The organism is Chitinophagaceae bacterium, from assembly GCA_016710165.1.
In the GTDB taxonomy this organism is placed as follows: domain Bacteria; phylum Bacteroidota; class Bacteroidia; order Chitinophagales; family Chitinophagaceae; genus Ferruginibacter.
In genome coordinates this window covers 1,511,688-1,535,924 of the sequence record JADJLJ010000001.1, presented here as the reverse complement: position 1 = coordinate 1,535,924, position 24,237 = coordinate 1,511,688, and the positions used below count along the sequence as shown (strand labels likewise).

Below are 24,237 nucleotides of genomic sequence, written 5' to 3'. Positions count from 1 at the left end.
AGAGTGTGCTATCTTATCAGTATCACCGTTCCCTTTTGTTTTATCTTATTATTCAGGTAATCAACTCCCTCGGCATACCATACATAGGTGGCTGCTTCCTGGGGCCTGCCGCCGAACGTGCCGTCCCAGCCGGCGCCATTGCCCGTGCCGGAATAGATCATCTGTCCCCAGCGGTTGTATACCCGGAAAGCATCCACCGACTTCATCCCGATGGCTACCGGCCGGAAGATATCGTTGTTGCCATCGCCATTGGGCGTAAAGGCATTGGGGATGAAAAGACCGGGGCTTACCCTGTATACTTTTACCAATATGGTATCGGTATCAAAGCAGCCTATATTATTGCTTACCCTTACCACGTATTCAATATTATTCTGCGGCAGTGAAATGGGATCAGCAATGCCCGGGTTATTCAGCCAGGTGGTGGGTGTCCACGAATAGTTGATGCTGCCGCTTGCATTCAGCTGCAGGGGCTGGCCAAGCACCACCGAGGTATCCCTGGGGCCGGCATTTGCATTGATCTTATCCACGTAAAGGATCATGGTATCCCTTGCCGGCTTGGGGCAACCCAGCACATCTCTTACCGTAACCACATAGCGTACATTATCGGTTGGCCTTACAGAAACCGGGTTGGGAATATTGGTGGCGGTTAAGAATGCCGATGGCGTCCACGAATAAATACTGCCACCGCCTGCATTCAGCTGTGCAGAGTTACCAGCACAAATGTGCTGGTCGGGACCTGCATTGGCAGCCGGGTAAGGGATCGGTGTGATGGTTATATCTTCCTGAGCAATACACTTTCCAATGCTTGCCAGCACATGATAGGTGGTAGTTACCAGCGGTGTGGCAGTTGGATTCTTTAATGTGGGATCATTCAATGTATTGCCTGCCGGTATCTCTGTCCACAGGTAATTCAATGCATCGCTGCTGATCCGGAGTACCACCGGGTCGGTCCGGCAAATAGTGGTATCGGGCGGAGCAAAAAGTGTAACAAAAGCTTTTACATCCACCCGCACCGAACTGGTGGCGCTGCAGCCAAAAGCATCCGTTAGCGTTACGGTGTATGTGGTAGGTACATCCGGACTTACAAACGGGTCAGGACTGTTCACATTGCTGATCATGTAATTGGGTGTCCACACAAAATTGCCCGTACCAACCGCGTGCAACTGCAGCGTATCAAGAATGCAGATCAGGGTATCATTGCTTACAGTTAAAGCCGGCTTGTCCACCACATTAAAGCTTTTCAATACGGTATCAATACATCCTTTACTGCTTTCCACCACAAAGGTCACATTGTACGTGCCGGTATTGGCATAAACATGCGTTGGGTTTTGCAGGGTGGAGGTATTGGTGGGTGAACCGATATCGCCAAAGTCCCAGTTCCATTTATTGATCACGCCATAATCGGCGGAAGTGATATCCGTAAATTGAATGGGTGTATTCTTGCACTGGCCGGCAATGGTAAAGTCGGGACGGAAACCGGGGAAGACCCGGACAATGGCTGTGGTGGAATCGGCACATTGAAGTCCACGGTTAACCACCAGTTTTAAGATATAAACGCCTGTGTCGGCATAAGTATGAGTGGGAGCGTCCAGGGTAGATGTATTGCCATCGCCAAAATCCCAGAAATAGCTTTGAATATTATCCGGCGGAGCAAGGTTTGCAAAGCTCAGGGTAAATCCATCGCAACTGGTATAGTTTGGATTTAATGTAGATGTTGGAATGGAGCAGTTATCAACGGTAATGATGAAATCTTTCCGGTGCCGGCCGATCAGTACGCCATTCCGGTATTCATTGATACAAACACATACCACATACCTGCCTGCATTCTGAGGGGCTGTTCCGGAAATGATCCCGGTCCGGTTATTTAAAACCGCCCCTGGAGCCAAAAGGGCTGGTGCCTGAATATCCGGGGTTTATATATGTCACCGATTGGTATGGTGGGGCTGAGGGGTTATCGGGGAGCATTTGGTGCAGCGCCGCGGTTATAAGCACTGCAAAAGAATACACTAAAGAATCTCCATCGGGATCAATGGCGCCAAAATCAAAAGTAAAAGGGGCACGGTAACAGACCGGGGCCAATAGTGTTTTGAATTGAGGACTGCTGTTATTTCCGGCTGCCAGTTGGTTTGAACCGGGAATAAAACAGACATACGTAGATCCTTCTCCCTGCCCGGGGGGTGGTACCGTAGCCACATTTTCCATCGGGGTGATCCGGCAGCAGGTTTGATAAACTGCGGTATAGCCATTTGCATTATTGGGCAGGTCAATGGTGATCTGGTAAGTACCCATGCTGTAATTCAAGGGCGGTGGATTTGTCATACATATTGGCGGGGGAACAGCAGGAACGCTTACTTCAGAAAGCAGGTCAATATCAAACGGAGATAATGAAATATGTGAATTATTGTCATTGTTAAATATCCCGATCCGGACAACAAGCGGCATATCTGCACAACTGAAGCAGGTGTTATCCCGGAAAAGCTTAAGGGTGATCCGGTAACTTTTTGTATTGGGAGAACTTCCGGGACCCAGGTACTGGTAGATCATTTCCCCCCCGGATATGTGGGAAGCAAACGTGTTGGAAAACAGTAAAACAAGGAGAGAAGTTTAATAAAACTTTCTTCATAGCGGCTATTAATGCAATAATCAGACCTAAAAATAGGTCAATTCGCTGTTTGGGAGGAGGAATTTTATTGCAAAAAACCTAACAAAAAGTTATTTGTGGCTGCTGTTTCCTCCAGCATGCCCATATGGGCGCTGTTACGCAGTATGTGTATGTGCGACTGAACGGGCAGGTAACACTGCTGCATGCTCTGGGCAAAGGGAACGGCATTATCCTGTTCGCCGATGATGAAAAGGATGGGTTTGCTGAAGTTTTTCAAAACAGCCGTACGGTCGGGGCGGTTGATCATGGCCTGGTAATACTGGATCAGGGCTTCACTGCTGAAATTTTTTCTTTCAACGAGTTTTCAATTTCTGGTCACGATCCTCATGACCATTGCATCGGCCTGACAGGCCGGGGATGGTGGTTCTTAAGAAATCGTATGCACCGTACTTTTTGATAAACTCAATGGATTTTAACCGGGCGGCTTTTTTCTCTTCACTGTCAGCAAAAGCGGTGGAATGGACCAGGCCGAAGGAGTTAAGCATGCCCGGATATTTTTCTGCAAAAGCCAATGTGATGTAACCACCCAGGCTGTGTCCAAGCATTGTACTTTTTTCAATCTTTTCTTCAACCAGGATCGCTTTTATAATTTCAGCATACTCTTCCATGCCAACTGCCGACTGCGAACTGATAACCCCTGACTTACCACTTCCCGGCAGGTCTGGAACAATGAGTTGAAACTGATTCTGTAAAAATCTACCTGTTTATCCCAGATATTCCCGTCTTCGCCAAAGCCATGGATCAATACAACGGGTTTGCCCTTGCCGGTGATGCGGTAGAAAATTGTTGAGTCTGAATATTTAATGTTCTTTGATTGCACGAATTGACACGAATTTACGGAAGATTAAATTCGTTTTAACCTGTCTACCACCAGGCAGGTTCGTGTCATTCGTGGCAAATGCCTTTACAGCACTCCGGTAGATCAGCAGCAGCACAATAGGGATCAACCCCGTATTCATCTGTTGAGGTAAAAAGAACCAGCTGATCAGCACAAGGGTCAGTGCAATGGCCGTGAACCGGAAATATTTTTTCACCCAGGCTTTTTGGCTGTTCACTAAAAATGACACGAAAGCATGTGTGGGCCAGGCCCATAACAGGTTGAGATTATTCTTACACATCTGGTGGTCGGTGGCGGTCCACATGAAGATGAGAACAATGCCCAGGGCGCCGGTGAGGAAGAAGAAGAGCCCGTCGAATCCCTGCAGCAATCCCTGGATGAATTTATTCTTTACAAAGCCAATTAAAAAGATGAACCCAAACAGCAAACTGAAAACGGTGAGCGGTGTGAAAAACGAAGTATTATTTTTTTCTTCCTGTATGCTGTAAAGCTCCTGGTGCGAAAGAACCAGCGGGTGAGTGGCGCTGTCCAGGCTTTTCATCAGGTTATCGGGCAGGAACTGCATCTGTTCTGCGGTCATCACCCCGTCGCAGGGCAGGCCCAGTAAAATGTCGATGCCCAGTTTACTCCAGTGTTTATTGTTCTTATCCAGGTATTCATAGATCGCATCCCGGAACGTGGTACCGGCGGGCATCACGGGCCTGAAAGTGAAAGCGGAATCGTGGTTCTTTTTCAGGATGTCACGGAGCCGGGTGGTGCAGTTGTCGAAAAAGAAATCGTACTTATAGTATTTATTTTCTTCTTTACTGTTCTTGTTCAAAAAACGGCGGATGTTTATTTTTTCGGAAGCCGACAGGTTCAGTACCTGCTCGGTCATTCCCCTGTTCTCGGACTGATAGAAATCCCTGAAGCTGGAAAAATATTCTGTGGAGATATAGTACAGCAGTTTGCCCCTCACAAACTTTAAATAGAAACCATCATCGTCAAAATTGAACGTGCCGTAGTTGTAAACGATGTCGGTTACCGCATTGCTGTCGATCACCCGGAAGGCGCTGTGCCCGAAGGTGGAATAGAGTTCTTCGCCGGGGGTGCAGGTGAGCAGGGAGATGCGGAGGCGGGAGCTGTCCCTGTCTGCCGGCGAGGCAGGCTGTGCACGGGCAGAATTAAAAATTAAAAATGAAAAATTAAGAATGAAAAATGAAATGAGTATCCGGAGTTTTAGCATGGGTTTCTTTGTTGGATAAAAATAAGCAATAAACAATTTTCAATTGGTAAGAAAAACCTCACCCCAGCCCTCTCCAAAGGAGAGGGGGGTTGATTCCGTTTTGTATTGAACTTACATTTCATAATAGTAATCTTCGCTACGATCTTCTCCATTTTCCCCTTCAGGGTATAGGGGCATCTTCGCTACGATCTTCTCCATTTTCCCCTTGGTGTTATCCTTTGGTGATAGGGGCATCTTCGCTACGATCTTCTCCATTTTCCCCTTAAGGTGATAGGGGCATCTTCGCTACAATCTTCTACATAATCAGTTCCCCTTCAGGGGATAGGGGTGGGGTTACCTGCTGTAATTCGGCGCTTCCTTCGTGATGTCGATATCATGTGCATGGCTTTCCTTCATGCCGGCGTTCGTGATCTTTACAAAGGTTGCGTTCTGTAATTCGCTGATATCTTTTGCGCCGCAGTAACCCATACCTGCCCGTAGCCCGCCGGTGAACTGGTGCACCACTTCCCGTAAATACCCTTTAAACGCCACCCGGCCTTCAATGCCTTCGGGAACGAATTTTTTGATATCGTCTTCCACATCCTGGAAATAACGGTCACTGCTGCCCTGTGCCATGGCACCCAGCGAGCCCATGCCGCGGTATTGCTTGAATTTTCTTCCTTCGTAAATGATGGTCTCACCCGGACTTTCTTCCGTGCCGGCAAAAACATTACCCATCATCACGCAACTGGCGCCTGCGGCCAATGCCTTTACCATATCACCGGTGTACCGTATGCCTCCGTCGCTGATGATGCCGATCTTTTTATTCTTTAATGCTGCAGCCGTTTCCATCACGGCCGTTATCTGCGGAACGCCGGTTCCTGCAACGATCCGGGTGGTGCAGATCGAACCGGGACCAATACCCACTTTCACCGCATCGGCACCTGCTTCGGCCAGCGCTTTGGCGCCTGCGGCCGTGCCTACATTACCTGCTATCACCTGTAAACCTTTATAGGCCTTCTTTATGTTCTTCAAAGCGCCGATAACACCCTTCGTGTGGCCGTGGGCACTATCGAGGCAGACAATATCCACGCCCACTTTATGCAACGCATCCACCCGTTGCATGATATCGCCGGTGATGCCAACGCCGGCACCAACCAATAACCTGCCAAATGCATCCTTCACAGCATGCGGGTGTGATTTCAATTTTAAGATATCGCTGAACGTTACCAGCCCGATCAGTTTTCCCGACCGGTCCACAACGGGTAGTTTTTCGATCTTGTTCTTTTTGAAAATGAGTTCTGCTTTTTTAAGGTCGGTGCCTTCCGGTGCGGTGATGAGGTTGTCCCTGGTCATCACGGTACTCACTTTGTCTTTGTAATGGGTTTCAAAGCGCAGGTCGCGGTTGGTGAGTATGCCCACGAGTTTATGGGCATTGTCCACAATAGGAATACCGCCAATCTTGTTTTCCCTCATCAGCCGCAGTGCTTCGCCGATGGTTGCATCCGGGTGCAGGGTAACCGGGTCAAGGATCAACCCGCTTTCACTTCTTTTTACTTTACGTACCTGGTCGGCCTGCTGGTCAATGCTCATGTTCTTGTGCAGGATACCGAGGCCACCTTCCCGGGCCAATGCAATGGCCAGGGCTGCTTCGGTAACCGTATCCATGGCGGCGCTCAGCATGGGCACATGCAGCGTGATCGTTTTGGTGAGTTGTGTACTGATGTTCACATCACGGGGGAGAACCTGTGAGTAGGCAGGCATGAGTAAAACGTCGTCAAATGTTAAGCCTTCGCCGTAAAATTTCCTGGATCTGCCTGTAGTGGGGGAGTTATTTATTGTTGCCATAGGCAAAGGTAGGGCGGGGAATTAAAAATTAAAAATTAAAAATTCAACAGGTCCGGCATACTGCTTTTGTAAGCCATACGTTTTGTAACTTACATAACCTCAATGTAAATAGCCATGATCCGTTTACTGTTTACCTGCTGTACAATTTTCTTGCTTGCACCCGCTTGTAAGAAAAGCGCAGGTACCCCTGAAACAAGGGCATTCTATATGGGAGTTACACCCTGGCCTGCCGATTTTACGGTAAATGAAGTGGACAGTGCCTACCGGTTCATTAATGAGCACTGCGATATCGTTTCCCATCATTTTGATGATGGCATTCCCTACGAGGAAGCATATTACAACATGCCCATGCCTGCCGGTCTGCAACAGGATGTTCAGACAAGGAAAACCAAAACGGAAGCCGGTAAAAAAATATTTTTAAGTGTTTCGGCATTGTCATTGACAAGGGTCATCAAAGCGGAGTATTACCAGAATGTTCCGGTTTCAGACAGCATAAAGAATTACTGGCGGCAACTTGCTTTTGATGATAACAAAGTGGTGACTGCCTACATGAACTATATCAGCTGGCTGATCGGGCAATTTCAGCCCGTTTATGTGAACTTTGGTGTGGAGAGCAATGCTGCCGGCTGGAACGCGACCCAATTTGTACAGTATAAAAATTTTATTGCAGCGGTTTACCAGCAACTGAAAGTGAAATATGCTTCCATTCCTTTTTTCATCAGCTTTATTGTTGATGAAAGCAATGAAGGATTTAACTATGCCGGTCAGCTCACAGCGTATACTGATCTTCTCGGGCTCAGCGCTTATCCCTATGTTACAGTAAGTTCATCGGCCGGCGGTAACACGAACCCTGCGCTTTTCCCAACCGGTTATTTTGATAAGTTTATCAACCTTTCGCCGGGCAAGCCTCTTGCTTTTGCCGAAACGGGTTATATCGCAGAGAACCTGGTTATCCCATCTTATAGTTTGAATAAACAGGGTAATGAAGAATGGCAAAAAAATTACCTGGAGATGGTACTGAAATTATGCAATGATAAAAAAGCGAAACTTTTTATCTGGTTTTGTCACAAGGATTATGATGCCGGGAACAACACATTACGAACACTGGGATTATACCAGGACCTCTTTGGCTTGTGGGAGGATACCGGCCTTAAAGATGAACTTGGCAGGCAACGGGAAGCATACAAAACATGGGTAGCATGGATGAATAAAGATAAGATCCCGTAAACCCATCAGCACAGGGTATAGATCTTCCCCGGTAAAGCGGTAACCACATTCTGCATTTCCAGCATTAATAAAGCCGTTGCCATTGCACTGCTGCTGAGGCCGCTCCTCAAATAAAGCTCATCAATGTGCAACCGATCCTGTTGTTGCAGGATCTCTACAACGACCTTTTCATCCGGTGTAAGTTCAATGAATAATTCCCGTTGTTTTTTTGCAGGCCCTGGGCGGAGCCGGGTGGACCAGTTCATGAATTCTAAAAAATCTTCTGCCGAATTGATGAGTGCAGCCTTATTGTTTTTAATGAGGTAATTGCATCCTTCGCTTTTCGGGTCGTTCACCCTGCCGGGAATGGCAAACACGTCTTTGTTATAGCCATTGCCCAGTTCGGCGGTGATGAGCGATCCCCCTTTTTTGCCGCTTTCCATAACAACCACGGCATCGCACATGCCGGCAACAATGCGGTTCCGTTTTGGAAAGTTCTGCTTGTCGGGATTGGTATTGCTGATAAATTCGGTGAGCAGCCCTCCTTGTTCTGCCAGTTGTTTGGCCAGGGACCTGTTCTGCTCCGGGTAGATCCGGTCGAGCCCATGTGCCAGCACGGCAACCGTTTGCAACCCGTTTTTCAGTGCTGCTTTATGTGCAATGCTGTCAATGCCGAATGCAAGCCCGCTCAGGACCAGGACATTCTCTTCTTTCAGATCCCTAATGAAGTTTTCGCAAACCATTTTGCCGTAGGCAGAATTATTCCGGGTGCCTACAATGGAAATGATCCTGGAGGTATTCAGATCCGCATTGCCCCGGTAATAAAGCAGGACGGGGCAATCAAAACAATTCAATAAGCGCTTTGGATAATTTTCATCACTTATAAAAAGCGGTGTGATCTTATATTTCTCTATGAACTTTATTTCTTCTTCCGCGATGTGGAGACCGGCAAAGTCCTTTATGGATCTTGCCCGGATGATCCCGATGCCTTCGATATGCTCCAGCTCTTTTTTCTTCGCTTTGAAAACAGCATGGGCGTCGCCATAAATATTGATCAGTGCTTTGGCATGCACATCGCCGATGTTGGGTACAAGGGTGAGGGCGATCTGGTAGAGGAGGTCACTGGACATTAGTCATTGGTTCATTGGGAAGAGCAGCAATGATAATAGAAAAATCAGTTGCTCACAACGGAAAGTTCTGTCCGGCGGTTGAGGGATTTCCCTTTTTCGGTAGCATTATCTGCCATAGGCTTACCGGCTCCAAATCCTTTATAGCTTAATCGTTGAGGATTGATTCCTTTGTTCAGTAAATAACCAACCACGGCCTTTGCCCGGTTGTTGGATAGCAACAGGTTGTCTTTATCCTGGCCCACATTATCGGTATGCCCGTCGATCTGGATCTTTAGTTTTGGGTTCTCGTTCAGCAGCATCACCAGTTTATCCAGTTCGCCGGTTGATTCGGGTTTCAGGTCAAATTTCTTTGTATCAAAGAAGATGTTCCGGAGCACAATGGTTGCACCGGCTTCGATCGGTTGCAATGGAATATCAACGGTAAAAACAGAATCCATTTTATTTTCAAGTACAGAAAAATTATCGGAATAAAATAAATATCCTTTGCGGTTCACGTTGAATGCATACTCTTTTCCAACCGGTAATGTTGCCAGGTAATTCCCCTCTTCATCGGTTTGTATCCTGCTGACCAGGTTCCTGGTCTTTACATCGGTAAGTTCAACCGCCGAGGGCAGACCTGCCTTTGTTTTTTTATCAAACACTTTTCCTTTAACCCACAATGTTTTTAAGGGCCTGATGTCTTCTCTTAACTGGAAAGAAAAAATGTCAATCCCGCCTTTACTGTCGCCCTTGTCGCTGGCATAGTAAGCTGTCCGTGCATCTGCCACCACGATCAGGGAGCCTTCGTCATCGATGGTATTGATGGGGTAACCTAAATTTTCGGCCATCATCCAACTGCTGTCGTTTATTTTTTTGCTGAAGAAAAAATCAGACATTCCGTAACCGGTGTGGCCATTGCTGTTGAAGTAAAGTGTCTGATTATCGGCATGCATAAAGGGACAACCTTCATTGCCACTTGTATTTACGGCCTCTCCTAAATTTTCTGGAACACTCCATTTGCCTGATGCCAGGCGATGTGTTACCCAGATATCCGTTCCGCCAAAACCACCGGCACGGCTGCTGGAAAAGTACAGGTCTCTTTTATCGGGCGATAAAGAAGGAGAAGATTCCCAGAGATCAGTGTTCACCACTGGTCCCAGGTTCTGTGGCTCACTCCAGCCCTTGTTTGTGCGTACCGAAAAATAAAGATCACAGCTTCCTTCGCCTTCGGGATAATTACATCCTGTAAAAACAAGCAGTTGTCCATCCTGCGAAATATTCAGCGCAGCTTCATTCAGCGTGGTATTTACTTTTCCTTCCAATGGTTTTGCATTGCTCCATTTTCCATTGATGAAATTACTTTCATAAAAATCTTCATCATTATTCACCCGTCGTGTAAAGATCATTTTGCTTCCGTCAATGGTAAGGGAAGGAAAATATTCCAATGCAGGTGAGTTGATGCTGTCGCCTGAATTCTGCGGGGCAAAAACATAATCCTTTACCGGGTGTTTTTTTTCATATTCCACCGCAAAGACATAGGTAGATCTGCGGTAATTGCCCGCTTTTATACTTTGCGGGTTGAGGGTTGGATTGGATAAGAATTCATTCACTGCATCCAGTGCGGGCTGAAATTTCCCAATGCCCGCCAGCGAAATGGAGTAGGGGAGTAAATAGGTTTTTGAATAGACCGGGTCCATTTGCAGGGCGGTCTCAAAATCGGCAACAGAGGCTGCATAATTCTTCATGTCGGCATAGATACCTGCCCGGGATAAGAATACGTCCACAAACTTTGGTTCAATGGCCAGCGCTTCGTTGAGGTGTTTCAGGGCGTCGGTGTATTTTCTTTCGGTGGCTTCTTCATAGGCCCTGCCATAAAGTTCTCCGGCCTTTTGATTCACTTTGTCGGGGTCGTACCATTGGGCGGTGGCTGTTAAGAATGAAAAATTAAAAATGAAGAATGAAAAAATTATGCGGAAGATATAAGACTTCTTGTTTTGCATCTGTATGAATTCGGTGAGTGAAGGTAAAACGAAAACAATGCCGTTTTATTCTTTGTGCATGAATTATAACATTTCCTTCAAGGTACATGGATGTACTTGTGTATCTGAAGCGACAGTTCCCATTGCGGGTGCTGCTTGATGTAATCAATGACCAGGGGGGTTACAACGGATGCTTTATCCCATTCCGGCTGCAGGTACAGCCTGCAACCCGGCGATACCAATGCCGCATATTGTTCGGCCCATTCAAGATCAGATTTGTTGAACACCACCACTTTTAATTCGTTTGCCAGCGGCAAAATTTCAGGCAAGGGTGCTTTGAATTTCTTGGGCGATAAGCAGATCCAGTTCCAGCTACCACTCAATGGATGGGCGCCGGATGTTTCAATATTTGTTTCAAAGCCTTTTGCCTGTAATGCAGCAGTAAGTACATCTAAATTATGCATCAATGGTTCTCCGCCTGTAACCACAACCAGCTTTGCCCGCGTCTGTTCAATATTAAACAGCAGATCTTCAATCTTCAATAAAGGATGCTTCTCCGCATCCCAGCTTTCTTTCACATCGCACCAGACGCAGCCCACATCACAGCCGCCGAGGCGGATGAAATAAGCGGCTTTGCCCTGGTGATACCCCTCTCCCTGCAACGTATAGAAGTGTTCCATTACGGGAAGAGGAACAGTGCCGGATTTTTCTGATCGGGTCATTTGATTGCGGGGGATAAAAATGTTATACCCTTATTGATATTTGTTTTCACACGCGGTAAATGTATTCATCAGCAATGCGGCAATGGTCATTAAACCCACGCCGCCGGGTACCGGGGTGATGTAACTGCATTTGGGAGATACATTGGCAAAATCAACATCACCTTTGATGGCAAAGCCCGATCTTTTTGTTGCATCCGGTACACGGGTGATGCCCACATCGATCACCACGGCATTCTCTTTCACCATATCTGCTTTTAAGAATTCCGGAATACCCAGTGCGGCCACAATGATGTCTGCCTGTAAACAGATCTCTTTCAGGTTGGCGGTACGGCTGTGACAAACGGTTACGGTGCAGTTGCCCGGATACGTATTCCGGCTTAACAGGATGCTGATGGGCCTGCCAACAATATTGCTGCGGCCGATCACCACCGCATGTTTACCGCTGGTTTCAATTTTATAATGTTCCAACATCAGCAGGATCCCGTAAGGGGTTGCAGGAATGAATGTGGGTGATCCCTGTACCATTTTACCCACGCTCATGGGGTGAAACCCATCCACATCCTTACCGGGGTGAATGATGTTGATGATTTTTTCTTCGTTGATCTGTTTGGGCAGGGGAAGCTGCACTAAAATACCATCCACGTCATCATCATTGTTCAGTTCTTCGATCGATGCGATCAACGCTGATTCTGAGATGTTCTCATCAAAACGGATGAGGCTGCTTTTAAACCCGACTTCTTCGCAATTCTTTACTTTGCTGGCCACATAGGTTTCGCTGGCGCCGTTGGTGCCTACTAAAACAGCTGCCAGGTGCGGCGTTTTTTACCCGCCTTTTTAAAGAGAATTACTTTTTCTTTCACCCTGTCTTTAACGGATTGGGAAACGATCCTGCCATCTAAAATTTGCATGGGGCAAAAATACACAACTATTGGTTGATTTTCCCCTGCCGGTTGGAGGAGATGTATTTTATTTTGCCGGGCACGTTACCCTGCTTCAATAAATATGAAGATCGCTTTATCATTCCTCTTCTGTGTACCTGGTCTTTTGCCGGTAATTGCTCAATCGCTCCGGTATTCAATTGCACAGCCCTATATAAACTTGTCGGCTTACAGCCGGCAACAAACCGATGCCCTGTCATTCACCGCAAACCAGGCCGCTCTTGCACAGGAAAAACAGCCTGGCGCAGGTGTGTTTGCTGAACGAAGGTTCATGCTTAAAGAAACAAGCGCTTATACGCTTGCTGCAGCATACCCAACCCGGCTTGGGAATTTTGGGGTACAACTTAGGTATGCAGGTTTTAGGAATTTCAATGAAAACAAGATCGGGCTGGCTTATGCCCGGCAATTGGGAAATTTGGTTGACCTGGGCGTTCAATTCAATTATTATGGTTACCGGGTTCCGGCTTATGGCAATGCTTCGGCCCTGAATTTTGAGATCGGGGCGATGCTGCATTTGACAGGTAAGCTGAATGCCGGCATTCATGTGTATAATCCTGTTGGTGGAAACTTAGGTAAGGATAAGGAAGAAAAACTGGCTTCGGCTTTTAAAGCAGGGCTGGGCTATGATGCTTCGGATGATTTTTTTATTGCTGCTGAGATCAGTAAGGAAGAAGATAAACCCGTTACGGTTATTGCAGGGCTGCAATACCATTTTGCAAAAAAGTTTTTTGCAAGGGCGGGTTTTACAAGTGCGGCCACCTCGGCTTATGCAGGTGCCGGGGTGGGATGGAAAAATTTCCGCCTGGATATTTCTTCCGGCTATCATCCGCAACTGGGTCTTTCCCCGGGCATTTTACTGATCGTCCATTTCAACAAAAAGGAAGAATGAGAAAAACCTTTTTCATGATCATCTTTCTTTTTCTGTTTGTGCATATCCGTGCACAGGTGCAGGAAACAACCACGGAGCAGCAACTGGAAAACAGTACAGCAAATAATGAAGACGTTGAAACCGAAGATGATTCTTACCTGCAGCAACTGCAGCAGTTTTTAAAGAACCCTGTTAACCTGAACCTGGCCGATGAACCTGCGCTGAAAGAACTGGGGATACTTACCCCTATCCAGGTTCAGCATTTTATCCTGTACAGGAACCTAGTTGGCAGATTCATTGATGTTCACGAACTGCAGGCCATACCTGGCTGGGACCTGCAAACCATTCAGAAACTCAGGCCATACGTAACCGTTGGTTCGGAGTTTGAAATGCTGAATGCATTCAGCAGCCGGTTGAAAAAAGGCGAACATGGTATTTTGATCAGGGCATCGCAGGTGCTGGAAAGGTCAGCAGGTTATCTGGCTGACTCATCTTCTGCAACAAATTTTTATCCCGGCTCACCGCAAAAGATATTGCTCAGGTATAAATACGCCTGTAAGGATTTACTGCAGTACGGGATCGTTGCAGAGAAAGATGCCGGCGAACAGTCGTAAACCTGGGACAGGGGTTGACACAATGGCAAAGCCTTGCTTTTAAAAAAAGTACGGAGGTGATCCGTATCAAGCGGGAATCAGAGGTCTTACGGCCATACAGTTCGGCCGGGGAGATCAATTTTCACCGGGGCGCCGGCATAACACTTGCCAGGAGTAAATGGCAGCTAACAGCGTTTATTTCTTACCGGAAACTGGATGCAAATTTTGTTGCTGATACTTCCCTGAACCGGTTTGATCATATATCATCGTTGCAAACATCCGGTTATCACCGCACAAAAAGTGAATCCGGTGATAAGGGGATCCAGCGCCAGTTTGCATGGGGAGGTAATTTTTCTTACCGGTATAAAAGAATTCATATCGGCGTAAACGGCATTCACTATAAATTCAGGTTGCCGCTTATCCGGTCTGGCGAACCGTATAACAGATATTCCCTTTCAGGCAGCAGTTTTGGCAATTACAGTCTTGATTACAGTTATACGTTTAAGAATTTTCACTTTTTCGGGGAAGCAGCCTTCAGCTCTTCTTTTAGCAAAGCATTTGTGAATGGCCTGATCATCTCGGTGTCTTCTGTGGCAGACCTGAGCTTATTATACCGCAACATCTCAAGGTCGTATCAATCGCTTTATACAGCCGCATTTACAGAAAGCACGCAGCCAGTGAATGAAAATGGCTTTTATGCCGGCCTTACCCTCAGGCCGGGTAATTCATGGCAGGTAGATGCTTATGCTGACCTTTATGAATTTCCCGGCTTAAATACCGGGTAGATGCACCTTCAATTGGTTCAGATTACCTGCTACAGGTCACGTACAGGCCCCACAGGCATCTGGAGATCTATACCCGTTACCATGCAGAATCAAAGCCGGTAAACGAAAATCCTGGTAACCTTCCCCTTTCTCCTGTACTGCAGCAGGCCAGGCAGAACTGGCGAACACAGATCAGTTACCGGGTCAGCCGTGCAGTAACCCTGCGGAACAGGACTGAAGTAGTATGGTTTGACCGGGATGGTCCGGCGGCCGAACAGGGAGTACTGATCTTCTTCGATTTTCTGTATAAACCGGCCTTAAAACCATACTCCGGAACGCTCAGGCTGCTGTATTTTGAAACAGGTGGTTACAACAGCCGGCTCTATGCCTATGAAAACGATGTGTTATATAGTTATTCCATCCCTGTTTTTTATGATAAAGGCTACAGGTATTATATAAATATTAATTATGATTTCGGGAAAAGGCTGTCTGCCTGGGCCCGGTGGGCACAAACAGTTTTTAGTGATAAAAGTCTTATTGGGAGCGGTCTTGATGAAATCAAGGGCAACCTGAAAAGCGAACTGAAACTGCAGCTCTTGTATAAATTTTAACAATTTTCACGATTAATGCAGCTATTTGGCACCGTAGGCTGTCCAATAAAGAGATAGAAATAGAAAGGAAATTAATTTAACATTATTTTGACGTTAAGAAATTATCCTTATTTTTACACATCATTAAACTCAATCTAAATGCACATGAGAAGATTTTTAACACTGTTTACAATGCTCATGCTCTGTGGAGTATTGGCATTTGCCCAAAGCCGGGTGGTGACCGGTAAGGTTACTGATATAGACGGTAACCCGGTTTCTTTTGCAACAATTAAGATAAAAGGAACTCAATCTGGTCTTTCTGCTGATGCAAACGGAGCTTACTCTATCCGAGTTAACCCGGGTGCAATTCTGGTTATTTCCGGAGCCAGTTATAAAGATGCCGAAGTTCCTGTTGGAACCCAAAACGTATTAAACACCGTTTTGGAAAAAGGCGCTACTTCAGAATTGAAAGAAGTGGTTGTAACAAGTGCCTTCGGTATCAGGCGTACAGCAAGAAGTACTTCATCTAACGTTCAGAACTTAAGTGGCGACCAGGTGAACACCATCCGCCAGACAAACGTTAACAACGCGTTGGCCGGTAAAGTGGCCGGTGCCCAGGTGCGCAGCCAGTCTGCAGCTAAATTGGGTGCTGAAACTACCGTTCGTCTTCGTGGTGAAAACGGTCTTGGTGTAGGTGGAGGTGCCTTATACGTTGTAGATGGTACGATCATGCCAAGCGGCGCAGACATCAACCCGGACGATGTTGAGGATTACTCAATATTACAAGGCCCGGCTGCTGCAGCCCTGTTTGGTCCTGACGGATCTAACGGTGCAGTTGTAATAACACTGAAAAAAGCTAAAAAAGGTGCTAAAGGAATAGGCCTGGAAGTTAACACAGGCGTACAATTTGATAAAGTATACATTGTACCAGACTATCAGAATTCATATGCTGGTGGTGCTTCTGGCGACTTTCTCCAATACAAGTACAAAGCTGGTCAGCCAGAAGGCTGGAAAGCACTTGATGGCAAATACTATCATGATTATACGGATGACGCCAGCTGGGGTCCACGTATCGCCGGACAGGAATATATTCCATGGTATGCATGGTATGCCGGAAGTGAATATGCTTTCAAAACAGCTAAACTTACACCTCAACCTACAAACATTCGTGATTTCTGGGAAACAGGTGTTACCAAAACAAATAACGTAAGTTTCTCTAAGGCTATGGATAATCTTAGTTTCAGGGTTTCTTACACTAACCTGGATATTAAAGGTATTACCCCAACTGAATACCTGAAGCGTCATACTTTAAATGCAAATATGACTGCAGAATTAAGTTCACGCTGGACTGTTGGTGTAAACTTCAATTACATTGCAGAGAACAGGAATACAGAGAGCGATGATGGTTATTCTAACCAGACCACCGGCTCATTCGGTTCATGGTTCCATCGTAATATAGATATGGGCAAGATGAAAGAATTAAGAGGTTTGAAGAGCCCTGAGGGTATCCTGTCAAGCTGGAACCACGGAAACCCCGACGGTTACAGCGCTGCTGCACCTGTTAAATTCTACGGTGGTAACTATTGGTACAACTTCTACCAGTATTTTGATTATATCCAGAATGACCAGAGGAGAGACAGGCTTTTTGGTGATGTGTCATTAACATACAAGCTCACCAATGACCTGAAAGTGAAAGCTACTTATCGTAAGCAGCAATTGACCACTAATAGTGAGACAATTTACAGGAGTGAACTTGAATCAAGTGCAAACCAGATGTCTTTTAACCCTTACCAGGGTAATGCCAGGGCCGCTTATGGAACTACCAACACCTTCAGTGACCGTCAGAACTATGAAGGTTTGATCTCTTATTCTAAAAAGATCAAGAGTTTCCAGATCAATGCCAATGCCGGTTTTGATGTCTTGAAAACAAATTTCAGGGGTATAAATGCAAATACGATGGACGGTCTGAATGCTCCTGGTTTATATGCATTGAGCAACTCAAGATCACCGATCAACTACGGAAATACCCGCCAGAAATTCACCCGCAGGGGCTTGTTCATCCGGGCTGATATCGGGTTCCGTAACTACCTCTTCATTGAAGGTTCTTACCGCAGGGACTATACTTCAACTGAGCCTGCCGGAGGATACATTGATTCTAAATCCGGTGGTCTTTCATTTGTATTCAGTGACCTGACCAAGAATTTCATACCATTCATAAGCTATGGTAAGATCAGGGGTTCGATCGGTCAAAGTCTTAATACTTTGGGAATTTACCAGTTAAACTCTACTTATACAATTGGTGTTAACCAGTGGATTGGAAACTTCCTGACCACAGTGCCTAATAACCTGGTTGACCCGGCATTGCAGGGAGCTACCAACGTAGAAAAAGAATTGGGTATTGAAATGCGTTTCCTGAAGAACCGTGTAGGTTTCAACGTAACTTACTGGGACAGGACAAACAAAAATTTCCCTGTTAACGTAGGGGTGGCTCAGCAAACTGGCTTTGGTTCAGTTTCAGTTAATGCCGGTGAGGTTGCTAAAAAAGGCTGGGATGTTACCGCATTTGTTAAGCCGATCGTTTCAAAAAATCTTGAGTGGGAAATTACCGGTGCATGGGGATATATAACCAAGAACCAGGTGGTAAGTATCTATCCTGGCATCAACAGGCTGGCAATATCTACCGGTGCATTCTCCGGAACTTCTTCTGCTTATGCAGTGAATGAAGTAGGACAGCCATGGGGCCAGATGTTTGGTGGTGGTATCAAAAAGATAAACGGAACTCCCCAGTTAACTTCAACTGGTTTGTTCATTCGTGAAGCCGACACCAAATTTGGTTCTGTGTTGCCGCAATACACTGGTGGTGTTCAGAATACCATTAACCTGTTCAAGCATTTCACCATCAATGTTAATATTGACTACTCTTACGGTGGTAAATTCTTCTCCCTGTCTGATTTCTGGGGTACTTTCTCAGGCCTGACAGCCCGTACAGCCGAATTGAACGATAAGGGTATCCCTGTTCGTGACCCGGTTGCTGATGGTGGTGGTGTTCACGTATTTGGTGTAGACGCTACCGGAAAGCCTGTTGATTATTATGTACCTGCTCAGACTTATTTCCAGCAGTTCAGGTCTAACAGCATTTCTGAGAACAGTGTTTATGATTTGACTTTTGTTAAGTTAAGGGAATTAAGTATTGGTTACAAAGTACCGGTTGATAAACTGGGAGTTGGCAGATATGTTAAAACAGCTGTTTTCTCCGTGGTATCACGTAACCCATGGCTGATCTATTCCAAAACCAGGGGCTTCGATCCATCTGAGATCAGCAACCCTTATGGTGAGGATGGCCAGCTGCCCGGAACCAGGTCATTCGGTGTTAACTTAAAACTTGGTTTCTAATTTTAATCACCTTAAAACTTCTATAAAATGAAAAATAAATCATTTAAAACATTAGCTTCAGTTTCCCTCTTCGCCCTGGCGGTTGTGGGAACGGGCTGTGCTAAAATCAGCGAGTTTGGGGATATCAACCAGAATCCCAACGGTATCACAAACCCGATCCCTTCCGCATTGCTCACAAACGTGCTTTCGCAATTGGGTGGTTTTGGTACAAGTACACGTACAACAACCTATGCACAATATGTTTCAGAGAACCAATACACCGACGTATCTCTGTATTCATTGCCTCAGTTGGAAATGGGTGGCAACTATTCTGGTCCTTTACAGGATTGCCAGACGATCATTGATTTCAATATCGCTAATCCCGGAACTGCTGCTGCTTATGGTTCTAATAACAACCAGATCGGTATTGCAAGGATCCTGAAGGCATTTATTCATTGGTATAATACCGACCGTTGGGGAGATGTTCCTTACAGCGAAGCGCTGAAAGGTGCCGGAAACTTTACTCCTAAATACGACCTGCAGGAAGACATCTATTTTGATATGATGAAAGAACTGAAGGAAGCTGCTGCCGGGTTTGACATTGGTGCTCCTATCAAAGGCGACATCATTTATAATGGCAATACCGACAAGTGGAAAAAAGTGGCTAACAGTATGCGCCTGATGATGGCTATGCGCCTTACCAAGGTATATCCTGCAGCCGGCGGAAAAGCAGCCGTTGCATTTGCTGAAGCAGCCAATGCACCTGGTGGTCTTATCACTTCCAATGCAGATAATTTTACTTTAAATTTCCCGGGTGGGGCATTTAAAAATCCATGGTTTGCTACTTATGAGGCACGTGATGACTATGCAGAGAGCAAAACCCTGGGTGATGTGTTAAATGGATTAGGCGATACCCGCCAGTCTGTTTATGGAACAAACGCCGTTACTTTCCCTTATGGTTTGACCAGGGACCTGGCTGTATCTTTCTCAAACAGTGTAGGTAACGGGCAGTCAAGGGTATTGGCAGCCAGCAAAAGAGCCGACAATTCTCCTACATTTATTATACCTGCTGCTACCGTTCTTTTAACAAGGGCAGAAGGTTATGAAAGAGGTTGGATCCCTGGGGGTACTGCAGCTGCTGAAGCTGATTACAATGCCGCTATAGCTGCTTCTTTTGACCAATGGGGTGTTGCTATGCCTGGTGGTTATCTTTCCGGCCCGGCCAACTATAATACAGGTGGTGGCGTTCCGGGTAATATCGGGGCTGGCACTGCACCTTATGACCAGTTCAGGGCTGCTGATAATAATGTACAGGACGCAGCTACAACATCTAAACTGGCCAGGATCGCTTTACAGCGCTGGGTTGCCGCTTATCCTAATGGTAATGAAGGCTGGGCAGAGTGGAGGAGAACAGGTGTACCAAACTTAAAAGGAACCCGTTTTGCCACCAATGCAGGAAAGCAGATCGTACGCCGTTATGTTTATGGTGTTAACGACTACAGTCTTAACAATGCACAAACAAAAGCCGCCGCCGCAAGGATCACCGGGGGAGATACACAGGATGGCCGTGTATGGTGGGATAAGCCTTAATGATTTTTATTAAACCATCCCGTTTTGGCGGGATGGTTTATTACATAAATTTTGTAAACAACACACAAAATCACTCAATATGAAATATTTAAAATTATCAAGGCATATAGCGATCCTCGCCATAGGAGCTTTAGCTTTCAGTGCCTGTAAAAAAACAAAATTATCCACTCCCATGGGTGATGCCGGGCAAACCCTGGTAAAGATCATCAATGGCGGAACGCCTGCTTCAGTTTCGAAAAAGCCAGTGGATTTCGTTCCGACTCCAAATACAATTCTGGCAGTTGAATTGCGCCGTGATATACCAAATGAGTCTGAACTTAATAAGACCATGATCGTTACGGTAAAGGACGATACAGCTGCTGTAAGGGCTGCAAACCCTGCCTATATTCAAATGCCAACTGCCTGGTACTCTTTGGTGATGGATGGAGTTAAGACTGGTGGCCAGGGCGGTACATTAACCTTCACTTTCAAACCAGGTGAGTTCTCTAAAGAGATATACATAACCATTCCGAATGCAACCTTATTCAACCCAAGTTCTTTATACGGATTAGGGTTTACGATCATGACTGCTGATGCAGGCGGAAAGATTTCCACTCAAAAATCAGTGGTGGTTGAGATCGGTGCCAAGAACGACTGGGATGGTGTTTACATAATGACCGGAACATTCCTCGACATTACTAACCCTGCGTTCACATACATTGGTGACCAGCAATATTCTCTTATTACCATCGGCGCTTCAAGGTGTGTGGTACGTAACGATGACCTGAATGGTGGTATCCCCGGTTACATATTTGATAATGCTGGTGCAGGAACATATTATGGCTCTTATGGCCTGATCATAACATTCAACCCTGCTACAAATGCAATTTCGGACCTGTGGAATTATTATGGTGATCCTACACAGCCCGCTACGGCTGGAGGTAACCCTGCTGCTGGTACTGGCCCGCCATTGTACGCAGCAAGCAATACCCGTAGGGCTGTTTTAGACCCTTCCGGTATCAATGCTGTTCAGGGCAATAAGGATATCAAGATCAAACATTGGTTGGTGCATCCTTCTGCTGTGCCTGTAGGTCCACGTGCTTATTTTGACGAAACCTGGATGTACCAGGGTCCAAGATAATTTAGAAGGAAATAACTTCTTATTTGCAAAGAGCCTCTATATGAGGCTCTTTGTTTTTACCTTTGTAAAAAAAGCAAATGAGCAACCAACCAGAGCAACCCGGCCAGATCAATATTGAGATCTCGGAAGAAGTATCAGAAGGGGTATATGCCAACCTGGCCATCATAACCCACAGTCATGCAGAGTTTGTGATCGATTTTGTGAACGTAATGCCCGGTACGCCCAAAAGCAAGGTAAAAAGCCGTATCATCCTTACCCCCTTTCATGCCAAACGGTTTATGAAAGCAATGATCGATAATGTAAAGAAATTTGAGGCTGCCAACGGGAACATACAGGATATGGAGGCGGTGGAGATCCCGTTTAATTTCGGCGGGCCGGCGGCACAGGCATAGTCATTAAGTCGGGAGTATTGAGTCGGGAGTTCAACGGAATTTATCTGGATTATTAATCATATACCAGATCAATTTTCCAATTTCATCATTTATTGCTGATAGATAATTGTATTCTTCTGATGTTATGTATTTGCAATCATGTGAAAAATCAAGCCACACCTGTGTTTCCGTATTCTCTGTTTCACAGTCGTTTAATTTACTGGTGAAGTATTTAATATAGCGTCTCCTTCTATATGCTTCCACTAAATTTGTACAAACAGATCTTGATGATCTTCTTATTTGATCAGTTAAGGAATGTTTTTCTTCGGGAGAGATTTTTTTAGAGATGATAAAAATTTCCATGGCCAATTCATAGCCTTTTTTAAATGCCAACAAATCCTTATAAAATCCGGTAGTGTCCTATTTTGAATGATTGTCATCCTGAGGAACGAAGGATCTCCTGATCAGGATCGTTTGTTTAACCTGAGATGCTTCGTTCCTCAGCATGACAGGTAACAAAATATTCAAAATAGGACACTACCTAAAATCCCATAACTCTATAGTTTTAAGCCATTAACCTTTTAACATGCCATTTCCTGACTCCTGACCAACTGCTCCTGACTCCTAAAGAATTCCTTCGTCAGCAAAACTGTAATACCCATCTTCACTCACAATAATGTGATCGATCACCTTAATATCCATATAGGAGGCGGCTTCTTTGATTTTCTTTGTAAGTTCCTCATCTGCCAGGCTTGGCTGTAAATTGCCGGAAGGATGATTATGACAAAGTACGATGGATGTTGCATCTTCCTCAAGGGCTTTCTTCAGGATTACCCGGGGGTCGGCTACGGTTCCGGTGATGCCTCCCCGGCTAATGACCTCAAAATGATTGATCTTGTTGGCCCTGTTCAGAAAAATGACAGCAAATACTTCGTAGTGGTAGTCCTTGATAAGTGCTTTCAGATACCCGGCAATTTCTTTGCTTGACCTTACCACCGGTTTTTCAAGGCTGGCCGTAGCCTGCCTCCTGCGCCCCAGTTCAAGGGCAGCTGCGATGGTTATTGATTTCGCCTCCCCGATCCCTTTTACCCGCTTAAGGTCTTTCAGAGAAAGCTTTCCCAGTTCATTCAGGTTGTTGTGCCCCAGGGTAAGAATTTCTTTGGCCAGTTCAACAGCGCTTTTTGTTTTACTGCCATTATTGATCAGGATGGCGATCAATTCAGAATTACTCAGGGCAGCAGGGCCTTTGCTGAGTAATTTTTCCCTGGGCCGGTCATCGGCAGCCCAGTTTTTTATGGATGTGGAAGGCTTGTTGACATTTTCCATTATTTCGAAATTAAATCATCCAAATAAATGATACTTTCGCAGCATAATCTCACTTACCTGCAATCAATTTAATAAATATGGAATCAAATGCAAAGATCTTTTCCGGCACAGGATCGCAGTATTTAGCCGAAAAAATCGCAAAAAATTCGGGGAACCACTCGGGAAAGTAAATATTCAGCGGTTCAGTGATGGCGAAATCTATGTTGAGTTCAAGGAAAGCATACGTGGCCGTTTTGTTTTTCTTATTCAAAGTACGTATGCGCCCTCTGATAACCTGATGGAGTTGCTGTTAATGATCGATGCAGCGAAAAGGGCTTCTGCCTATAAAGTAATTGCTGTTATTCCTTATTACGGATTGGCAAGGCAGGACAGGAAAGACAGGCCCCGGGTGGCCATTGGATCAAAACTGGTGGCCAATATGCTTACAGCTGCCGGTGCAGACAGGGTAATTACAATGGACCTGCATGCTCCACAGATCCAGGGATATTTCGACATACCCGTGGATCACCTGGACTCATCTGCTATTTTCATACCCTACATTGAGAGCCTGAAGTTGCCAAACCTCACTTTTGCGGCACCCGATGTTGGCAGCGCCAACCGTATCCGGGAAATTGCAACCTACTTCGAATGTGAAATGGTGATCTGTGATAAACACCGGAAAAGAGCCAATGAAATTGCAAGCATGGTAGTAATAGGAGACGTTACAGGAAGAGATGTGGTTTTGATCGATGATATATGCGACACAGGAGGAACGCTGGCCAAAAGCGCTGCATTGATGATAGAGAATGGAGCCAGGAGTGTACGGGCCATGTGTACACACCCGGTACTGAGTGGCAACGCTTACAAGAATATTGAGAGTAGTGTGCTGGATGAACTGGTGGTTTGTGATACCATTCCACTCCGGGGCGAATGCAGTAAGATAAAAGTGATCTCAACGGATGAATTATTTGCTGTTACAATACGTAATGCCTTTGAAAATAAGAGCATTAACAGTCTATTTATGCGTAGCAGGATGGCAAATAAGAAATAAGCAATCAACAAAGGGCAAAAATGCCCTTTAGATATTTAATCCACTTTTATTGCTGATCGTCCATTGCCTGTTGTTGCATTTTCGCTACCTTTGCGCCTCATAAAAAA

20 protein-coding genes and 2 pseudogenes are annotated in these 24,237 nt (G+C 45.7%); 9 read left to right on the top strand and 13 right to left on the bottom strand.

Annotation, left to right across the window (positions count from 1 at the left end; translation table 11 throughout):
- Nucleotides 1-8: 8 nt before the first annotated feature.
- The 7 genes from IPJ02_06675 to guaB form a co-directional block, all read right to left on the bottom strand.
- Entirely contained in the window at nt 9-1,886 is a 1,878-nt protein-coding gene (locus tag IPJ02_06675) for a PKD domain-containing protein (GenBank protein MBK7375230.1), read from the bottom strand.
- On the bottom strand, nt 1,861-2,544 hold the full coding sequence (locus tag IPJ02_06670) for a hypothetical protein (protein ID MBK7375229.1): 684 nt from the start codon (nt 2,542-2,544) through the stop codon (nt 1,861-1,863). Before IPJ02_06670 ends, IPJ02_06675 begins: the two co-directional genes overlap by 26 nt.
- Nucleotides 2,545-2,687: 143 nt before the next feature.
- Nucleotides 2,688-2,909, bottom strand: coding sequence for an alpha/beta hydrolase (locus tag IPJ02_06665; protein MBK7375228.1), 222 nt, complete (start codon nt 2,907-2,909; stop codon nt 2,688-2,690).
- A gap of 46 nt (nt 2,910-2,955) precedes the next feature.
- Nucleotides 2,956-3,333, bottom strand: a complete 378-nt coding sequence (locus IPJ02_06660; protein MBK7375227.1) for an alpha/beta fold hydrolase — start codon at nt 3,331-3,333, stop codon at nt 2,956-2,958.
- A gap of 129 nt (nt 3,334-3,462) precedes the next feature.
- On the bottom strand, nt 3,463-4,725 hold the full coding sequence (locus tag IPJ02_06655) for a DUF4105 domain-containing protein (GenBank protein ID MBK7375226.1): 1,263 nt from the start codon (nt 4,723-4,725) through the stop codon (nt 3,463-3,465).
- 111 nt (nt 4,726-4,836) lie between these two features.
- Nucleotides 4,837-4,980 (bottom strand): hypothetical protein, encoded by a 144-nt coding sequence (locus IPJ02_06650; GenBank protein MBK7375225.1) that lies wholly within the window; start codon nt 4,978-4,980, stop codon nt 4,837-4,839.
- A 78-nt stretch (nt 4,981-5,058) separates the two neighbouring features.
- A complete protein-coding gene (gene guaB, locus IPJ02_06645) occupies nt 5,059-6,552 on the bottom strand; it encodes an IMP dehydrogenase (GenBank protein ID MBK7375224.1) in 1,494 nt (497 codons plus the stop codon).
- A 114-nt stretch (nt 6,553-6,666) separates the two neighbouring features.
- Here guaB and IPJ02_06640 point away from each other — a divergent pair, with 114 nt between their 5' ends.
- Nucleotides 6,667-7,779, top strand: coding sequence for a hypothetical protein (locus IPJ02_06640; GenBank protein ID MBK7375223.1), 1,113 nt, complete (start codon nt 6,667-6,669; stop codon nt 7,777-7,779).
- Between the two features lie 5 nt (nt 7,780-7,784).
- On the opposite strand, the gene dprA is transcribed toward IPJ02_06640, so the two are convergent.
- The 4 genes and pseudogenes from dprA to IPJ02_06620 form a co-directional block, all read right to left on the bottom strand.
- On the bottom strand, nt 7,785-8,888 hold the full coding sequence (gene dprA, locus IPJ02_06635) for a DNA-protecting protein DprA (GenBank protein MBK7375222.1): 1,104 nt from the start codon (nt 8,886-8,888) through the stop codon (nt 7,785-7,787).
- Between the two features lie 44 nt (nt 8,889-8,932).
- The gene (locus IPJ02_06630; protein MBK7375221.1) at nt 8,933-10,867 is read right to left on the bottom strand and encodes an OmpA family protein; all 1,935 of its coding nucleotides are present in this window, start codon (nt 10,865-10,867) and stop codon (nt 8,933-8,935) included.
- A gap of 77 nt (nt 10,868-10,944) precedes the next feature.
- Nucleotides 10,945-11,526: a radical SAM protein gene (locus IPJ02_06625; protein MBK7375220.1), complete on the bottom strand. Its 582-nt coding sequence runs from the start codon at nt 11,524-11,526 to the stop codon at nt 10,945-10,947.
- A gap of 72 nt (nt 11,527-11,598) precedes the next feature.
- Nucleotides 11,599-12,476: pseudogene (locus IPJ02_06620) on the bottom strand (bifunctional 5,10-methylene-tetrahydrofolate dehydrogenase/5,10-methylene-tetrahydrofolate cyclohydrolase).
- Nucleotides 12,477-12,570: 94 nt separating this feature from the next.
- On the opposite strand from IPJ02_06620, the gene IPJ02_06615 reads away from it, so the two are divergent.
- From IPJ02_06615 to IPJ02_06585, 7 genes are all read left to right on the top strand, one after another.
- Entirely contained in the window at nt 12,571-13,395 is an 825-nt protein-coding gene (locus IPJ02_06615; protein ID MBK7375219.1) for a hypothetical protein, read from the top strand.
- Nucleotides 13,392-13,988 (top strand): helix-hairpin-helix domain-containing protein, encoded by a 597-nt coding sequence (locus IPJ02_06610; GenBank protein MBK7375218.1) that lies wholly within the window; start codon nt 13,392-13,394, stop codon nt 13,986-13,988. The genes IPJ02_06615 and IPJ02_06610 overlap by 4 nt, the downstream gene beginning before the upstream one ends.
- 14 nt (nt 13,989-14,002) lie before the next feature.
- Entirely contained in the window at nt 14,003-14,752 is a 750-nt protein-coding gene (locus tag IPJ02_06605) for a hypothetical protein (GenBank protein MBK7375217.1), read from the top strand.
- Between the two features lie 734 nt (nt 14,753-15,486).
- Nucleotides 15,487-18,714 carry a SusC/RagA family TonB-linked outer membrane protein gene (locus IPJ02_06600; GenBank protein MBK7375216.1) on the top strand — a complete coding sequence of 1,076 codons (3,228 nt, stop codon included), beginning with the start codon at nt 15,487-15,489 and terminating at the stop codon, nt 18,712-18,714.
- A gap of 27 nt (nt 18,715-18,741) precedes the next feature.
- A complete protein-coding gene (locus IPJ02_06595) occupies nt 18,742-20,283 on the top strand; it encodes a SusD/RagB family nutrient-binding outer membrane lipoprotein (protein MBK7375215.1) in 1,542 nt (513 codons plus the stop codon).
- 79 nt (nt 20,284-20,362) lie between these two features.
- Nucleotides 20,363-21,403 carry a hypothetical protein gene (locus IPJ02_06590; GenBank protein MBK7375214.1) on the top strand — a complete coding sequence of 347 codons (1,041 nt, stop codon included), beginning with the start codon at nt 20,363-20,365 and terminating at the stop codon, nt 21,401-21,403.
- Between the two features lie 77 nt (nt 21,404-21,480).
- Nucleotides 21,481-21,795, top strand: a complete 315-nt coding sequence (locus IPJ02_06585; protein ID MBK7375213.1) for a DUF3467 domain-containing protein — start codon at nt 21,481-21,483, stop codon at nt 21,793-21,795.
- A 30-nt stretch (nt 21,796-21,825) separates the two neighbouring features.
- Here the strand turns inward: IPJ02_06585 and IPJ02_06580 are convergent, their stop codons facing one another.
- Together IPJ02_06580 and radC are read right to left on the bottom strand one after the other, a co-directional pair.
- A complete protein-coding gene (locus tag IPJ02_06580) occupies nt 21,826-22,137 on the bottom strand; it encodes a four helix bundle protein (GenBank protein ID MBK7375212.1) in 312 nt (103 codons plus the stop codon).
- A gap of 261 nt (nt 22,138-22,398) precedes the next feature.
- Nucleotides 22,399-23,100, bottom strand: coding sequence for a DNA repair protein RadC (radC, locus tag IPJ02_06575; protein MBK7375211.1), 702 nt, complete (start codon nt 23,098-23,100; stop codon nt 22,399-22,401).
- 77 nt (nt 23,101-23,177) lie between these two features.
- Between radC and IPJ02_06570 the strand changes: the two are divergent.
- A pseudogene (locus IPJ02_06570) lies at nt 23,178-24,130 on the top strand (ribose-phosphate pyrophosphokinase).
- Nucleotides 24,131-24,237: the final 107 nt, after the last annotated feature.

Coding starts and splice junctions, on each gene's coding strand:
- IPJ02_06665 (MBK7375228.1), bottom strand. CDS start 2,909: ATGATCAACCGCCCCGACCGTACGGCTGTTTTGAAAAACTTCAGCAAA.
- dprA (MBK7375222.1), bottom strand. CDS start 8,888: ATGTCCAGTGACCTCCTCTACCAGATCGCCCTCACCCTTGTACCCAAC.
- IPJ02_06640 (MBK7375223.1), top strand. CDS start 6,667: ATGATCCGTTTACTGTTTACCTGCTGTACAATTTTCTTGCTTGCACCC.
- IPJ02_06650 (MBK7375225.1), bottom strand. CDS start 4,980: ATGGAGAAGATCGTAGCGAAGATGCCCCTATCACCAAAGGATAACACC.
- IPJ02_06670 (MBK7375229.1), bottom strand. CDS start 2,544: ATGATCTACCAGTACCTGGGTCCCGGAAGTTCTCCCAATACAAAAAGT.
- IPJ02_06655 (MBK7375226.1), bottom strand. CDS start 4,725: ATGCTAAAACTCCGGATACTCATTTCATTTTTCATTCTTAATTTTTCA.
- IPJ02_06615 (MBK7375219.1), top strand. CDS start 12,571: ATGAAGATCGCTTTATCATTCCTCTTCTGTGTACCTGGTCTTTTGCCG.
- IPJ02_06595 (MBK7375215.1), top strand. CDS start 18,742: ATGAAAAATAAATCATTTAAAACATTAGCTTCAGTTTCCCTCTTCGCC.
- IPJ02_06625 (MBK7375220.1), bottom strand. CDS start 11,526: ATGGAACACTTCTATACGTTGCAGGGAGAGGGGTATCACCAGGGCAAA.
- IPJ02_06580 (MBK7375212.1), bottom strand. CDS start 22,137: ATGGAAATTTTTATCATCTCTAAAAAAATCTCTCCCGAAGAAAAACAT.
- radC (MBK7375211.1), bottom strand. CDS start 23,100: ATGGAAAATGTCAACAAGCCTTCCACATCCATAAAAAACTGGGCTGCC.
- IPJ02_06630 (MBK7375221.1), bottom strand. CDS start 10,867: ATGCAAAACAAGAAGTCTTATATCTTCCGCATAATTTTTTCATTCTTC.
- IPJ02_06585 (MBK7375213.1), top strand. CDS start 21,481: ATGAGCAACCAACCAGAGCAACCCGGCCAGATCAATATTGAGATCTCG.
- IPJ02_06590 (MBK7375214.1), top strand. CDS start 20,363: ATGAAATATTTAAAATTATCAAGGCATATAGCGATCCTCGCCATAGGA.
- IPJ02_06610 (MBK7375218.1), top strand. CDS start 13,392: ATGAGAAAAACCTTTTTCATGATCATCTTTCTTTTTCTGTTTGTGCAT.
- guaB (MBK7375224.1), bottom strand. CDS start 6,552: ATGGCAACAATAAATAACTCCCCCACTACAGGCAGATCCAGGAAATTT.
- IPJ02_06600 (MBK7375216.1), top strand. CDS start 15,487: ATGAGAAGATTTTTAACACTGTTTACAATGCTCATGCTCTGTGGAGTA.